Genomic DNA, 14867 nt, shown 5'->3' on the forward strand with positions numbered 1-14867 from the left:
TCCAATGAATAATGGCACCCTCTGCATGCCTAGATGTTATGAATGGAATTGAGGATGGCCCGGATCAATTCGCGCCAGGTGGAGGCCTTCCGCGCGACGATGCTGACCGGCAGCGTGACTGAGGCGGCAGCGCTGATGACCGTGACGCAGCCGGCCGTGAGCCGGCTGCTGCGCGACCTCCAGGCGCTGCTGAAAATGGAGCTGTTCGAGCGGCGCGGTACCGGGCTGGTGCCAACCGCCGCCGCGATGGCGCTTTATACCGAAGTGGAGCGCTCCTTCGTCGGCCTCGAACGCATCACAGCGGCCGCCGAGGAAATCCGTGGCCGCCGCACCGGCTCGCTGCGGATCGCGGCACTGCCGGCGCTGTCGAACGGTTATCTGCCACGGCTCGCCGGACATTTCCTGAAAGAACGGCCCAACCTCAACCTCGCCTTCTTCGGCGTGATCTCGCCGATCGTGGTCGATTGGGTGCTCAACAATCAATGCGACATCGGCTTTGCCGAGGTGCCGATCGCCCATTCCGGCCTGCCGAGCCAGCGGCTGCCCGCGCTGGCGCGCGTCGCGGTGCTGCCGACCGGTCATCGCCTCGCGGAGAAGCAAGTGCTGGAGCCGCGCGATTTCGAGGGCGAGACATTCGTCTCGCTGTCGGCGGGATCATCGAGCCGGCACCTCGTCGACCAGGTCTTCCATCGCCACGATGTCCGCCGCGTGCTCAGGGTCGAGACCACGCTGTCGGAGATCATGTGCGGCATGGTGTCATCCGGGCTGGGCGTCGCAATCTGCGATCCCTTCACCGCGCAGGAATTTTCCACCCGCGGCGTCGTCGTGCGCCGCTTCGTTCCGCGCATCGACTTCGAATTCTCCGCGGTCTTTCCGGCGCAGCGCAGCCCTTCGCCGGTTGCGCTCGATCTGGTCGAGACCATGCGCAAGGCGCTGGTTGAATTCGAGGACGACGCAACGCTCAGCCGTTGAACGCGGCCTGCGCCTCCGGCAGGTCCCATATCTTGCCGATCGCGGCCGCACCCGCTGCCGTGATCGCCGCTTCGTCCGCGCCGAGATAGCATCCCTCATCGACCAGCATGCGGCCGTCGACCATGACCTGATCGATGTTGGCGCGGTTGGCGAGCGCGATCAGCGCGCGGCGCGGATCGAACAGCGGCTGAAGATGCGGATGGGTGAGATCGACGACGGTGAGATCGGCCGTCGCGCCCGGCTCGATCCGGCCGAGATCAGGCCGCTTGATGACGTCGGCGGCCACGGCCGTGTTCGCCTCGATCAGCTCCGGCGAATTGGCGACATCGGCGCGCGCCGAGGTGACCTTGGAGATCAGCGACGCCGCATTGAGCTCGCCCAGCAGGTCCATGTTGTAGCCGTCGGTGCCGACCACGGTGCGGACGCCGTGCTCGGCGAAGCGGCTGAACGCCGCGGTGACGCCGGCGCGCGCGAATACGCGCGGGCAATTCAGTACGGTCATGCCGCGCGCGGCCATCAGCTTGAGATCGTCGTCGGTGCTGAACATGCAGTGCGCGGCCATCAGGTCCGGCGCCAGCAGGCCGAGCCAGTCCAGATATTGCGCCGGCGTTCGGCCGCCATAGCGCTTGCCGATGGTCTCGACCTCGGCACGGCTCTGCGCCATGTGCGTCGTGATGGGCACGCCAAGCTCGCGCGCCCACGCCGCGCAGGCTTTCAGCAGATCGGGGCCGCAGGTGTCCGTGGCGTGCGGGCTCATCGCAAGACCGATGCGCCCGTCGCCGCGATTGTTCCAGCGCTGATAGAGCGCGTCCCACGTTGCCATGTCGGCGGTGCCGTCGTCGCCGGAATAGCGCACGACGCCGTCAGGACCCGCCTTGGCGTCGGACGTCGAGAACAGATAGGGCGCGCCGTAGAAGCGGATGCCCATCTCCTCGGCCGCATCGAACATCTCCGGAATTGAATTGCGGAACGGCTCCATCACGGTGGTGGCGCCGCCCTTGAGGAGCTGGAGGATGCCGAGCCGCGCGACCGCAAGGCGCTCTTGCACCGACAGGATATCGGCGCCGCGCTTGGTCAGCGGCAAGAGCACCGTATAGACGATGCTCTGGTTGTTCTTGCGGCCGTTGCCATCCTCGGTGTGGCTGCGCGCCACCGCTTCGGAGAAGCAGTGATTGTGCAGGTTCAAGAGACCGGGCAGCACGAAGCGGCCGGGGCGGTCGTAAGTTTGATCCGCACTCGGCTTGCTGCGCGTGATTGCCGCAATCTTCTTGCCTTCGACCAGGACCCAATGGTCGCGCAGCACGTCCTGCGCGCCGTCCTTGCGTGACAGCACATAGCTGCCGAAAATTGCTGTGGTGCTCATGCGGGGCGTACGTTCCAGAAGACGGCGGTACCGTCGAGAATGCCGGTGATGGTTTTGCGATAGGCGGTCGGCTGCTTGTACAGGCCGATCGGAATATAGGGGATTTCGTCGAAGGCGACCGCCTGGATTTCGCGGCAGATGCGCTGCTGCTCGGCGAGCTCGGAGGCCGCCAGCCACTGGCTGCGCAAGGGCCCCATCTTCTCGCTCGCGTACCAGCCGGCGACCTTGCCCTCGCCGCGGATGTTGGTGTTGCCAGCCGGATTGAGCCAGTCGATGCCCTGCCAGTTGCCGACCGCCGCGCTCCAGCCGCCCTGCCCGATCGGGTCCTTCTTGAGCTGGCGCTGCAACACCACGGCGAAATCGAGCCCGGCATATTCGACGTTCATGCCGACTTTGCGCAGGCTGTCGACCGCGATCTCGCCGAGCGGTTTTTGCGCCAGCGAGTTGGTGGGGACCAGCACCACGATCTTCTCGCCGTTGTAGCCGGCGGCCTTCAGCTCGGCCTTGACCTTGGCGTAGTCGCGCGGCCCGCGGAACACATCGAGGCCGACGTCGCTCGCCATCGGCGTACCCGGGGCGAAGTATCCGATCGGCGAGACCTGGAAAGCCGGATCGGTACCGGCCACGGCCGTCATGAACGCGGATTGATCGATCGCGCCCAGCAGCGCGCGGCGCACGGCAGGATTGTCGAACGGCGGCTGCAGATGATTGAGGCGCAGCATGCAGGCGTAGCCTCTGGGGTCAAGGATGCGCGTCTCGATATCGCCGGCCGCCTTGATGATCGGCAGCAGATCGTGCGGCGTGGTCTCCTGCCAGTCCTGCTCGCCGGTCTGGAGCGCGGCGACGCCGGTGCCGGCATCGGGCGTTGTGGTCCAGACCACGCGATCGTAGTGCACGATCTTCGGTCCCGCGGTCCAATCCGGCTTGCCGTCGGTGCGCGGCTGGTAGCGCTCGAACTTGGCATAGGCGTTGCGCGCGCCCTGCACGCGCTCGTCGGCAAGGTAGCGGAACGGGCCGCTGCCGATGACTTCGGTCAGCGGCTTGAACGGGTCCTGGCTCGCCAGCCGCTCCGGCATCATGAAGCAGGGATTGATCGCGGCCTTGCCGAGCGCCTGCGGCAGCAGCGGGAACGGACGCTTGAGGCTGAAGCGGATGGTGCGGTCGTCGGCAGCCGAGAGCTCGGCGGTCGCCTCCAGCAGCTCGCCGCCAAAGCCGTCGCGCGCCGCCCAGCGGCGGATGCTGGCGACGCAGTCGCGGGCCAGCACACGTTCGCCATCGTGCCAGAACAGGCCGTCACGCAAGCTGAGGTCCCATTGCAGCAAGTCAGCGGAGATGGCGTGGCCCGACAACATCTGCGGCGAGACCTGGAGCGAGGAGCTCATGCCATAGAGCGTGTCGTAGACCATGAAGCCGTGGTTTCGCGACACCTGCGCGGTCGAATAGATGGGATCGACGAAGGCGAGGTCGATGACGGGAATGAAACGCAAGGTGCTCTGCGCTTCGGCGCGGACGATGCCCGGCAGCGACAGCGCCGGCACTGTTGCAGCAGCCTTGAGGAGCGAGCGGCGGGAGATCGGCATGACAAAAGGCTCCTGACGGATCTTACGTGTTCAACAAGACCGCGCCGATTGCAGCGGCGACCGCCTGCTGCGCCGGCTCGATCACGGGCACGCCGATCGCATCCGCGATCGCCGCGCGGTGCGAGGCCATGCCGGCGCACCCCATCACCACGACATCGGCGCGGCATTGGGTGACCAGCGCGCGGCCGGCATCGACCAAGCGGCCGCGGATATCGGCGCCTGCCGTTTCCGCCGCACTCGCGCCGACCGACCAGCTTCCGGCGTAACGGCTATCGACGCCCATCACCCGCGCCATGCGCTGCTGGCGGCGGATGCTCGACGGCGACAGCGCGATGATGCCGAAGCGTTCGCCCAGCATCAGCGCGCGAAAGATGCCGCATTCGGCGATGCCAAGCACCGGACGGCGGCCCGCCGCCTCACGCACCGCATGCAGGCCGGGATCGCTGAAGCAGGCGAGCACGAAGGCATCCGCATCATCGCGCGACACACGGTTGACCAGTGGCATGACCACGCTGTCGGCATCGCGCTGCGAGCTGATGCCCGGCGGTCCCTCGGCAAGGCCGACCACCTCGATGTCAGGCCCGCCGGCAATGCGCAGCGGCGCGACCGCCTCGTCGATCGCCGCCGTCACCGACGCCGAGGAGTTGGGGTTGATGACGAGGATGCGACGACGGGTCATGGGACTGCTCAGCGGTTACCGGCTTCGTGGCGCAGGAAGTTCTCCGCGATCTTCTCGCCGGTCGCGATCCAGACGTCCGGGCATGACTTTGCGTAGGTCAGGAACTCGCGCAGCAGGCGCAGCCGCATCGGACGGCCGCTGCACTGGGGATGCAGCACGGTCGTCACCATCGCGCCCCAATCCCTGGTTTCGTCGAGCTCGTCCTTCCAGATCGAGAGCACATGCTCCTTGGGGAAGATCGAGCGCGGGCTGAAGCGGGCGGAGAGGCCGTGCATCCAGTCGTCATAGCTGGCGGTCACCGGTAGCTCGATCGTGCCGGGCTTGCCGTCGGCGAGACGATGGCGGTAGGGCCGCACGTCGTCGCGGAACGAGGACGTGTAGACGATGCCGTGGCGTACGAGTGCTGCGCGCAGCTCCTCGGTGAACTCGCCATAGGGCGCGCGGTAGCCGGTCGGCCTGACCCCGAGCCGGCGCTTCAGCGCCTCGAAGCCGCGCTCCAGCTCCTCCTCGATCCAGGGGTCGCCGGGATCTGGCAACAGGTGGTGATAACCGTGATGCCCGATCTCGTGGCCGGCCTTGAGGATGGATTCCGCCATCACCGGATGTGCATCGACCGACCATCCCGTGACGAAGAAGGTCGCCTTGAGATCGAGCTGGTCGAGCAGCTCCAAGAGTTTGGGCGTGCCGACGCGCGCCTCATAGCCGCCATAGCTCATGGTGATGAGCCGCTGCGCGTGCACCGCGTCCTTGCTGGTCCACGCACTCTCCGCGTCCACGTCGAAGGAGAGGAACATCGCCGAAGTGTACGGCTTCGGCCAGGGATATTCCGGCGCGGGATCGGCGGTGTTGGCCGGAACGAGCGGGATGCTCTTGAGTGCCTTACTGTCCAGCATTGATGGTCGCCTTCTCTAATCCGTTGTCGTTCAGTTTCCACTTGGCAAGCAGGGTCTTGTAGGTGCCGTCGGCGATCAGCGCATCGACCGCTTCGAGAATGGCCTGCTGAAGTGCCTTTTCCTTGACCGGCAGGGCAATGCCGGTGAATTGCTGCGCGATGGGCTCGCCCACGGGCGCATAGGCGCCGGGCTCGAGGTCCATGATGTAGGGCAGCGTCTCGTTGCCCTGGGCGGCGGCATCGATGCGGCCCTGCCTGAGCTGGGTGCGCGCGTCGGCCGAGCCGTCGGTGCCGACGAACTGGATCGCATTGCCGCCGCAATTCTTCTCGCTCCACGCCGCGATCTGCGCCGGGAACATGGTGCGGCGGCTGGCGCCGACCTTCTTGCCGCAGAGCGATGCCGCGTCCTTGAACTCCGCCTTGCGCGACTTCTGCACGAAGAACTGCGGGCCACTCCTGAGATAATCGATGAAGGACGCGATGTCGTGACGGCTCGCGTAGTCCGTGAAACCGGACAGGATGGCGTCCACGCGCCCGGTCGAGATCGACGGCATGAACTCGGCAAAGCTCGTCTCCTGCCATTCGATTTTGACGCCAAGCTTACGGCCGATGGCTTCGCCGAGATCGATGTCGAATCCGGACAGCGCGTTGGTGGCGGGATCGCGGAATTCCATCGGCGGATAGTTCGGCACCAGCGCCACCTTGAGGCTGCCGCGCTTGGCGATCTCCGCCGGCAGCTCGATGGACAAGGCCGAAACGGTCATGGCGCCGAAAAGCGCCGCCGCAACCCAAAGTCTCTTCATCAACACGCCCCCATTTCAGATCACTGCCGAAAGAAATGCCTTGGTGCGCTCCTCGCGCGGCGCACCCAATACGTCCGAGGCGCGCCCCTGCTCGACGATCGCACCCTGATCCATGTAGACGACGCGGTCGGCGACCTCGCGCGCGAAGCCGAGCTCGTGCGTCACCACCATCATGGTCATGCCGCTCCGCGCCAGCTCCTTCATGACCGCGAGCACCTCGCCGACGAGTTCCGGATCGAGCGCGCTGGTCGGCTCGTCGAACAGCATCAGCATCGGCTTCATGGCGAGCGCACGCGCAATCGCCACGCGCTGCTGCTGACCGCCGGAGAGCTGCGCGGGATACCAGTCCGCCTTGGCGGACAATCCGACGCGCCGGAGCAGTTCGAGCGCCTCCGCGCGCACCTCGTCGGATTTTCGCCCCTGCACCTGAAGTGGACCTTCGGTGATATTCTCCAGCGCGGTCTTGTGCGGAAACAGGTTGAAGCGCTGGAACACCATGCCGGTCTTCAGCCGCTGCCGCCCGATCTCCCGCTCGCTGAGGCGATAGAGTCGCCCGCTTTGCTCGCGCACGCCAAGCAGCTCGCCGTCGAGCCAGATGCCGCCGGCATCGATCGCGGCAAGCTGATTGATGCAGCGGAGCAGCGTGGTCTTGCCGGAGCCGGAGGCGCCGATCAAACACATCACCTCGCCGGGCCAGACGTCGAGCGAGACGCTTCTGAGAGCCTGGAACTCGCCAAAGCTCTTGCTGACGGAGCGGATCGCGACGAGGGGTTTTGTCATCGCGCCAGCCGCAATGTGCCGCGGGCAAAACGGCGTTCGAGCAGCATCTGAAGCGGCGTCAGGATCGAGACCACGAGCAGGTACCAGAGCCCGGCGACGATCAGCAGCTCGATCACGCGGGAATTGGCGTAGTAGATGTTTTCGGCGTTGTGCAGCAGTTCCGGATACTGGATGACGCTCGCGAGCGAGGTCGCCTTCACCATGCCGATGAACTCGTTGCCGAGCGGCGGGATCACGACGCGCATCGCCTGCGGCAGGATGATCCGGCGCAGCGCGCGCAGCCGCCCCATGCCGATCGCCTGCGCCGCCTCGTATTGCCCGATGTCGACCGACAGCATGCCGGCGCGCATCACCTCGGACGTATAGGCGCCCTGGTTGATGCCGAGCCCGAGCAGCGCGGCGAGGAACGGCGTCATGACGTCGACCGCGCGCGCAGACCACAGGCCGGGAATGCCGATGGTCGGGAACACCAGCGCGAGGTTGAACCACAACAGCAGCTGCAGGATCAGCGGCGTGCCACGGAACAGCCAGGTGTAGCCGGCCGCAACCGTCTTCAGCACCGGATTGGGCGACAGCCGCATAACCGCGACGACGACGCCGAGGACAATGCCGAGCGCCATCGCCAGCACCGCCATCACCATCGTGTTGACGATGCCTTCGAGAATGACTTTTCCGGTCAGGAAGCGGCTGACATAGGACCATTCGATCTGACCGCCGGCGAAGGCGCGCACGATCGCCGCCAGCACGAGGACGATCACGGCCGCGCTGAGCCAGCGAAACCAGTGCGGCTCGCGCGCGATCCGCATCCCCGAGAAGTCAGGGAAACCCTCCGCGAGTGCCGGCACCGGCTTCATTGTGATGCCGCATTCAACATGGGCTGGGCCACCGCGTTGGCCCCCAAGCCCCATTTGTCGAGAACGGCCTTGTAGGCGCCGTCGGCGATCATCGCCGTGAGCTTCTCCGTCACCACCTCGCGCAAGGCCGCATCGTCCTTGCGGAACATGATGCCCTGATAGCCTTTGGCGAAGGGCTCGCCGACGACGCGATATTTGCCGGGTTCCTGCGTCTGCGCGTAGGGCAGCGTCTCGCTGCCCTGCACGGCGGCGTCGATACGGCCCTGCTTGAGCTGGTTGCGGACGTCGATCGAGTTTTCGCCGGGGACGTACTGAATCGCCGGCTTGCCGGCCGGCTCGCAGTTCTGCTTGCTCCACTTCTCGATCTCGACCGGGAAGCTGGTGCTGCGGGTGGTGCCGACCTTCTTGCCGCAGAGATCCGTCGCGTCCTTGGCCGCATTGTCCGCCATCACGAAGAACTGCGGGCCAGTCGCGAGGTAGTCGACGAAATCGGCGGTCTCGCGCCGCGAGGCGCGATCCGAGATGCCGGAGATGATGAAGTCCGCGCGCCTGGTCTGGAGCGACGGGATCAGCTCGGCGAACGGCGTCTCGCTCCAGACGATCTTTACGCCAAGCCGCTTCGCAAGTTCGTTTGCCAGATCGACGTCGAGCCCGACGAGTTCGTTGGTGGCCGGATCGCGGTACTCCATCGGCGCGTAGGTGGAGTTGACCGTGAGCTTCAACGTGCCCGCCTGCTTGATCTCCGCCGGAAGCTCGGCCGCCTGTGCGGACATCACGGCAGCCAACGCTGCTAGGCTGAGGAAATGCGAGAGGCGTGTCATGTCAGCTCCTTTGCCAGCGCCGTGCCAGTCAGTCCGCGTCGAGAACGGCCGGCTCGATGACGCCGGCACGTTCGGTGATCACCCTGTATTGCTCCGGCCGCCGATGGGCGGCGAAGTTGAACATCTTGTCCTTGCCCTGGCGGCAGAGATCGAGATCGATGTCGGCGACAATGACTTCGTCCGCGAGAGTCTGGGCTTGCGCGACGATGCGGCCATTGGGATCGACGATGCAGGAGCCGCCGATCAACCCGGAGCCGTCCTCCTCGCCCGCCTTCGCCACCGAGATCGCCCAGGTCGCGTTCATGTAGGCATTGGCCTGCGTCACCAGCGTCGAGTGGAAGGTGCGGAGCGCTCCGTCTTCCGTCATGCCGCCATTGGGATCGTAGGCCGCCGAATTGTAGCCAATGCAGACGAGTTCAACGCCTTGCAGGCCGAGCACGCGCCAGGATTCCGGCCAGCGGCGGTCGTTGCAGATCATCATGCCCATGATGGCGTGGGCCCAGGCCGATCCGGCGCGGAAAGCGGGAAAGCCGAGGTCGCCGTATTCGAAATAGCGCTTCTCGAGCTGCTGGTAGCGTGCGCCTTCGCGCGGCTCGACCGAGCCCGGCAGATGCACCTTGCGATAGCGGCCGAGGATCTCGCCGTCGCGGTCGACCAGGATGGCGCAATTATAGCGTCGACCGTCCGGCGTCAGCTCGGCATAGCCGACATAGAAGCCGACGCGCAGCGCGCGCGCACGGTCGAACAGCTTTGCCACCGCCGGGTTCGGCATGCCGCGCTCGAAGTAATGGTCGAGCGCGGCGCCTTCGAGCAGCCAGCGCGGGAAGAAAGTGGTGAAGGCAAGCTCGGGAAACACCACGAGGCTGGCGCCGCGGCCGGCGGCCTCCTCCAGCATGTCGAGCATTCGCGCCAGCGTATGCTCGCGCGTATCGGCTTTTTGCGTCGGCCCCATCTGTGCGGCGGCGGCGCGAAGGACACGAACCAAGATTGCCTCCAATATGTGCGCAGTGCTGCCTCAATGGGCGAATGAACCCTTTGATGCGACGTGCAAATCCGCGACCATTACGCGGAAGCGGGGCTGCAAAATCAATTCGTTCTGCTATGATGTTTTGGCCCAGAGTATAATCGGCAGTGATATGAACCTGCGTCAGCTCGAGATCCTGCGTGCCGTCATCCGCCATCGCACCACGGTGGCGGCGGCGGACGAACTGGCGCTGTCGCAGCCCGCGGTCAGCAACGCGTTGAAGACGATGGAGGCGCAGGCGGGCTTTGCGCTGTTCGAGCGCGTCAACAACCGGCTGTTTCCGACCGCGGAGGCGATGGCGCTCTACAAGGAGAGCGAAGCGATCTTTGCACTGCACGCCAAGCTCGAGAACCGCGTCCGCGATCTACGCGAGAACCGCTCCGGGCATCTCGCGCTCGTCGCGACGCCGCCGCTGGCCTATAGCATCATCCCGTCGGCGCTATCGAGCTTCCTTCGCCGTCGCCCGGAGACGCGCGTGTTCTTCGACGTGCGGCGCTATGAGGGCATCATCGAGGGGGTGCTCAGTCGCGTTGCCGAGCTCGGCTTCGCGCTGGGGCTGACGCATCACCCTGGTATCGCGCATGAGGTGGTGCATACCGGCGAGATGGTCTGCGTGCTGCCGCCGCAGCATCCTCTCGCCGACAGGCCCGTGATCTCGGCCGCGGATCTGTCCGGCATGCCCTTCATCGGGCTCGAGCGCGGCACGCGCCTCGGTGAAGCCGTGCGCGACAGCTTTGCCCGCGCCGGCGCGCCGTTCCAGCCGACCGTCGAGGTGCGCTACTGCAACACGGCCTGCGTGCTCGCCGCAGCCGGCGTCGGCGCCGCCGTGGTCGATCCGTTCTCGCCGCGACAGAACGGCGGCAGCGGCCTCGTCGTGCGGCCGTTCACGCCCACGACGCACGCCGTCGCCTATATGCTATGGTCGGAAGCCGAGCCGCTGTCGCGCCTGGCCAAGGCGTTTCTCAACGAGGTCCGGAAAGAGAGCGCACTGCTGGAGCGCCCAGCGCCACACCAGCAACATGGGGCAGAAAGCGACTGAGCTTCGCAATCTTTTGACCTGGGGGGCACATGGCACGCATCACCATCATCGAGACCGGACAAGTCCCGCAAAAATATCGCGAGCAGCACGGCTCGTTTCCCGACATGTTCGAACGCATGGTCCGCGCCGAGGACCCGACCGCCACGGTGGACGTCGTCAGCATCCCCAATGGCGACGCACTCCCCGACCCGAGCAAGCTCGAAGCCGTGCTGATCACCGGCGCTGCCGCCGGCGTCTATGACGGGCCCGACTGGATCGTGCCGCTGGAAGATTTCGTGCGCACGGCTTACGCCAACAAGACGCCGATGGTCGGTGTCTGCTTCGGCCATCAGCTGATCGCGCAGGCACTCGGCGGCACCGTGCAGAAGTCGGAGAAGGGCTGGGGCATCGGCCGCCACGTCTATCAGGTGCTGCCGGAGAACGGTGTCGTCGACGGCGAAGCGGTTGCGATCGCCGCCTCGCATCAGGACCAGGTGGTCGAGCCGCCCATCGATGCGCTGACGATCCTCTCGTCCGAATTCACCCCGCATGCCGGCCTGCTCTACGCCAACGGCACCACGCTGACCGTGCAGCCGCATCCGGAATTCGACGCGGAGTTCGCGCAAGTGTGCTGCGAGCTCCGCGACGGCAAGGCGCCGGGCGATGTCGTTGCGACGGCGCGGGAGTCGCTAGCGGAGCCGATGGACAACGCGAAGCTGGGTGGGGCGATCACGCGGTTTCTCGCTCGCAAATCTATCTCGTCATCCTGAGGAGCGCGCTCTCGCGCGCGTCTCGAAGGATAGAGGCCCGGATGCAACAACGGCGGGGCCTGCATGGTTCGAGACGCCGCTTCGCGGCTCCTCACCATGAGGGGCGAGAGTTGTTTACGCGTCTCAGAACGGATCCGTCCCCAGCCCCGGCACATCCGCCGGCCGCGGTCCCGGCGCCGGCCAGTGAAACCGGCGGTCTTTCTCCGCAATCGCGATATCGTTGATCGACGCCTCGCGGCGCCGCATCAGCCCGTGCTCGTCGAACTCCCACTGCTCGTTGCCGTAGGAGCGATACCACTGGCCGCCCGCATCGTGCCATTCGTATTGGAAGCGCACCGCGATGTGGTTGCCGTCGAAGGCCCAGAGATCCTTGATCAGGCGATACTCGTGCTCCTTCTCCCATTTGCGGGTGAGGAACGCGACGATGGCCTCCCGGCCCTGGAACACCTCCGAGCGGTTGCGCCAGCGGCTGTCCTCGGTATAGGCAAGCGAGACTTTTACCGGATCGCGCGAATTCCACGCGTCCTCGGCCATGCGGGCCTTTTGCGCGGCGGTCTCACGGGTGAAGGGTGGAAGCGGCGGGCGCGACATGGTGGCCTCATCGGTTGGTCCGGGCCGCAATTTATCGCTGCAATTGGCGGAGTCGATAGGCCATCACCTATCGGCCGATCACTTATCGGGCGATCAGGAAATCAGATCGGCCTTCATCAGGGCGCGGATCGATTTCGGGATCGGCTGGGCGCGGCCGCCGCTGATGAAGGCGACGCGCACCTCGGCTTTCACCAGCACGTCCTCAGCCCGCCGCACCTCCTGCGCCAGCATAATGGAGGCGCCCTTCACCGCAACCGGCCACGTCACGACGTCGAGGACGTCGTCCATCCGCGCGGGCTTCAGAAAGTCCAGATGCATCGAGCGCACGACGAAGGCAAAGCCCGCGCCCTCCGTTTCGACCTGGTCGAACAGCGCCTGCTGCTCGGCCCCCATCAGCCGCAGATGATTGGTGCGCCCGCGCTCCATGTAGCGGAGATAATTGGCGTGATAGACGATGCCGGAAAAGTCCGTATCCTCGTAGTAGACGCGGACCTGCATGTGATGGCGGCCGTCGCGGATCTCGCCGTCGAGATGGGCTGTCACGTCGCGAGCCTCTTCGCTTTTTGCAACCGGCCCGTTTTGCGCAAAAACAGCCGGCCGCGCAAGCGCAGGTTATGCCACGGCCGGCGTCCTTCCCAGCGTCACCTCGACGATTTCCGGCGGCACGCCGACGCGGACCGGCATGATGCTGCAACCGAGGCCGCCGGAGACGATGACGTCGCATTTCAGCCGGAAGTGACCATAGGCGAGCCGCACGCCGTGCTGAGGCGAAACAGCCGGCGACCAGCCGAACAGGCGGACCTGGCCGCCATGGGTATGGCCGGACAGTTGCAACGCGACGCGCGCGGGTACGAGCGGCGCGATATTGGGCTCATGCGCAAGCAGGATGACCGGCGCATCGTCGGTGACCTTCGCCAGCGTGCCCGCGAGATCGTCGGCGCCAAGCCGATGCACGCGGCCATAGCGCTTCGCGGGATAGTAGGCGAGCTGATCGCCGAGGCCCGCGAGCCAGAAGGAGCGTCCGTCCTTGGTGAGACGCACGACGTCGTTCTCGTAGACGGGAATGCCGGCCGCCTCCAGCGCGCGATGGGCGGCTGTCGGCCCGTGACCGGCCTGCTGCACGGCCCTGTCCACCCAATAGTCGTGATTGCCCATGACGGCATGCACGCCGAGCGGCGCCTTGAGGCCCGCGAGCACCTTGGCCCATTCGCTTGACGGAATGATGCGCGTGACCTGGTGAACACCCGCGACATAGTCGCCGAGCAGCACGATGACATCGGCGTTGAGCGCATTGGTGCGATCGACGATGCCCTCGATCCGCTCCAGCGACATCCAGGGATCGCAGGCATGAATGTCGGTGACGATGGCGATCTTGAGCGGAAAATCCGCCGGCCATTGCCGCGGGGTCGGGTGATAGCGGGTGATGCGGAGCCGCAGCGGCTCGATGCCGACGCCATAGGCCGCGGTCGAGACGCCGAGCGCGGACAGGCCGCCGATGGAACGGATGAGATGACGACGCGTGATCATGGAAGCCCGATGGTGATGCAGCTTTGTGATGCGGTCCGATTGGAGCGGAATTGGGGTCCGCTCGTGCAGACGGCCTGCATTTGCGTGCAGACTGTCTGCACAAAGGTTACCGGGAGTTCATGACAATAGCTGCGCCCGGCGCGAGATCAGTCGTCGCTCTCGTCCGAGCCGAACAGGCCGAACTGTGCCGCGGCATCGCGCGAGGGCTCGGCGATGCCGAGATGGCGGAAGGCGTGCGACGTGAGCAGGCGGCCGCGCGGAGTGCGCTGGAGATAGCCGCACTGAATGAGATAAGGCTCGATGATGTCCTCGATCGCATCGCGCGGCTCGGACAGCGCGGCAGCCATCGTCTCGACGCCGACCGGGCCGCCACCATAGTTCTGCGCGATGGTCGTGAGGTAGCGGCGGTCCATGGCATCGAGGCCGGCGGCGTCGACCTCGAGCGCGCTCAGCGCGTGGTCGGCGATCTTGCGATCGATCGAGGCGGCATCGGCGGCGGAGGCGAAATCGCGCACGCGCCGCAGCAGGCGGCCGGCGATGCGCGGCGTGCCGCGGGCGCGGCGCGCGATCTCGTTGGCGCCGTCGGCGCTCATGCCGACATTGAGCACGCGCGCGCCGCGGGTGACGATGCTTTCCAGCTCCTCGATCGTATAGAAGTTGAGCCGGACCGGAATGCCGAAGCGGTCGCGCAAGGGATTGGTGAGGAGGCCGGCGCGCGTGGTGGCGCCGACGAGCGTGAATTTCGACAGCTCGATCTTCACCGACCGCGCCGCCGGCCCCTCGCCGATGATCAAGTCGAGCTGAAAGTCCTCCATCGCGGGATAGAGCACCTCTTCTACCGCCGGGCTGAGCCGATGGATTTCATCGATGAAGAGCACGTCGCGCTCTTCGAGGTTGGTGAGGAGTGCGGCGAGATCGCCGGCCTTGGCGATCACGGGACCCGAGGTGGCGCGAAAGCCGACGCCGAGCTCCTTGGCGACGATCTGCGCCAGCGTGGTCTTGCCGAGGCCGGGGGGACCTACGAACAGCACGTGATCGAGCGCCTCGCCGCGCTTGCGTGCCGCCTCGATGAAGATCGAGAGGTTCTTGCGCGCCTGCTGCTGGCCGACGAAGTCGGACAGCGATTGCGGACGTAGCGCAGTATCGCCGACATCGTCGCTGCGGCGCTCGGGCGAGACCATGCGATTGGCCTT

Annotated in this window: 16 protein-coding genes; 3 read left to right on the plus strand and 13 right to left on the minus strand. The window is 66.0% G+C overall.

Going from position 1 to position 14867, the window contains the following annotated elements; translation table 11 throughout:
- The first annotated feature begins 54 nt into the window (after nucleotides 1-54).
- Nucleotides 55-972 carry a LysR substrate-binding domain-containing protein gene (locus ACKWRH_RS40830; protein WP_445218160.1) on the plus strand — a complete coding sequence of 306 codons (918 nt, stop codon included), beginning with the start codon at nucleotides 55-57 and terminating at the stop codon, nucleotides 970-972.
- Here ACKWRH_RS40830 and ACKWRH_RS40835 read toward each other — a convergent pair.
- The 9 genes from ACKWRH_RS40835 to ACKWRH_RS40875 are packed head-to-tail and all read right to left on the minus strand — an operon-like array spanning nucleotide 962 to nucleotide 9696.
- Nucleotides 962-2335, minus strand: coding sequence for an amidohydrolase family protein (locus ACKWRH_RS40835; protein ID WP_445218161.1), 1374 nt, complete (start codon nucleotides 2333-2335; stop codon nucleotides 962-964). The two genes, ACKWRH_RS40830 and ACKWRH_RS40835, sit on opposite strands and share 11 nt — an antisense overlap.
- Nucleotides 2332-3915, minus strand: a complete 1584-nt coding sequence (locus tag ACKWRH_RS40840) for an ABC transporter substrate-binding protein (RefSeq protein WP_445218162.1) — start codon at nucleotides 3913-3915, stop codon at nucleotides 2332-2334. Before ACKWRH_RS40840 ends, ACKWRH_RS40835 begins: the two co-directional genes overlap by 4 nt.
- A 22-nt stretch (nucleotides 3916-3937) precedes the next feature.
- Nucleotides 3938-4594, minus strand: coding sequence for an aspartate/glutamate racemase family protein (locus ACKWRH_RS40845; protein WP_445218163.1), 657 nt, complete (start codon nucleotides 4592-4594; stop codon nucleotides 3938-3940).
- An 8-nt stretch (nucleotides 4595-4602) separates the two neighbouring features.
- The gene (locus tag ACKWRH_RS40850; RefSeq protein WP_445218164.1) at nucleotides 4603-5487 is read right to left on the minus strand and encodes a polysaccharide deacetylase family protein; all 885 of its coding nucleotides are present in this window, start codon (nucleotides 5485-5487) and stop codon (nucleotides 4603-4605) included.
- The gene (locus ACKWRH_RS40855) at nucleotides 5474-6289 is read right to left on the minus strand and encodes an ABC transporter substrate-binding protein (protein WP_445218165.1); all 816 of its coding nucleotides are present in this window, start codon (nucleotides 6287-6289) and stop codon (nucleotides 5474-5476) included. Before ACKWRH_RS40855 ends, ACKWRH_RS40850 begins: the two co-directional genes overlap by 14 nt.
- Nucleotides 6290-6304: 15 nt before the next feature.
- Nucleotides 6305-7069: an amino acid ABC transporter ATP-binding protein gene (locus ACKWRH_RS40860; protein WP_445218166.1), complete on the minus strand. Its 765-nt coding sequence runs from the start codon at nucleotides 7067-7069 to the stop codon at nucleotides 6305-6307.
- Nucleotides 7066-7923, minus strand: coding sequence for an amino acid ABC transporter permease (locus ACKWRH_RS40865; protein WP_445218167.1), 858 nt, complete (start codon nucleotides 7921-7923; stop codon nucleotides 7066-7068). Before ACKWRH_RS40865 ends, ACKWRH_RS40860 begins: the two co-directional genes overlap by 4 nt.
- Nucleotides 7920-8744 (minus strand): ABC transporter substrate-binding protein, encoded by an 825-nt coding sequence (locus ACKWRH_RS40870; protein WP_445218168.1) that lies wholly within the window; start codon nucleotides 8742-8744, stop codon nucleotides 7920-7922. Before ACKWRH_RS40870 ends, ACKWRH_RS40865 begins: the two co-directional genes overlap by 4 nt.
- A 28-nt stretch (nucleotides 8745-8772) precedes the next feature.
- Nucleotides 8773-9696 carry an N-carbamoyl-D-amino-acid hydrolase gene (locus tag ACKWRH_RS40875; RefSeq protein WP_445222564.1) on the minus strand — a complete coding sequence of 308 codons (924 nt, stop codon included), beginning with the start codon at nucleotides 9694-9696 and terminating at the stop codon, nucleotides 8773-8775.
- A 184-nt stretch (nucleotides 9697-9880) separates the two neighbouring features.
- Here ACKWRH_RS40875 and ACKWRH_RS40880 point away from each other — a divergent pair, with 184 nt between their 5' ends.
- Nucleotides 9881-10807: a LysR family transcriptional regulator gene (locus ACKWRH_RS40880; protein WP_445218169.1), complete on the plus strand. Its 927-nt coding sequence runs from the start codon at nucleotides 9881-9883 to the stop codon at nucleotides 10805-10807.
- 29 nt (nucleotides 10808-10836) lie between these two features.
- Nucleotides 10837-11556, plus strand: coding sequence for a type 1 glutamine amidotransferase (locus ACKWRH_RS40885; RefSeq protein ID WP_445218170.1), 720 nt, complete (start codon nucleotides 10837-10839; stop codon nucleotides 11554-11556).
- Nucleotides 11557-11679: 123 nt separating this feature from the next.
- Here ACKWRH_RS40885 and ACKWRH_RS40890 read toward each other — a convergent pair whose 3' ends face one another.
- The 4 genes from ACKWRH_RS40890 to ruvB form a co-directional block, all read right to left on the minus strand.
- On the minus strand, nucleotides 11680-12147 hold the full coding sequence (locus ACKWRH_RS40890) for a nuclear transport factor 2 family protein (protein WP_445218171.1): 468 nt from the start codon (nucleotides 12145-12147) through the stop codon (nucleotides 11680-11682).
- Nucleotides 12148-12240: 93 nt separating this feature from the next.
- Nucleotides 12241-12690, minus strand: a complete 450-nt coding sequence (gene ybgC, locus ACKWRH_RS40895) for a tol-pal system-associated acyl-CoA thioesterase (RefSeq protein WP_084794960.1) — start codon at nucleotides 12688-12690, stop codon at nucleotides 12241-12243.
- Between the two features lie 69 nt (nucleotides 12691-12759).
- Nucleotides 12760-13674 (minus strand): metallophosphoesterase, encoded by a 915-nt coding sequence (locus ACKWRH_RS40900; RefSeq protein ID WP_445218172.1) that lies wholly within the window; start codon nucleotides 13672-13674, stop codon nucleotides 12760-12762.
- 146 nt (nucleotides 13675-13820) lie between these two features.
- Complete coding sequence (gene ruvB / locus ACKWRH_RS40905) at nucleotides 13821-14855, minus strand: Holliday junction branch migration DNA helicase RuvB (RefSeq protein ID WP_193375700.1); 1035 nt, start codon at nucleotides 14853-14855, stop codon at nucleotides 13821-13823.
- Nucleotides 14856-14867 lie beyond the last annotated feature (12 nt).

It is taken from the genome of Bradyrhizobium sp. Pa8, from assembly GCF_052588265.1.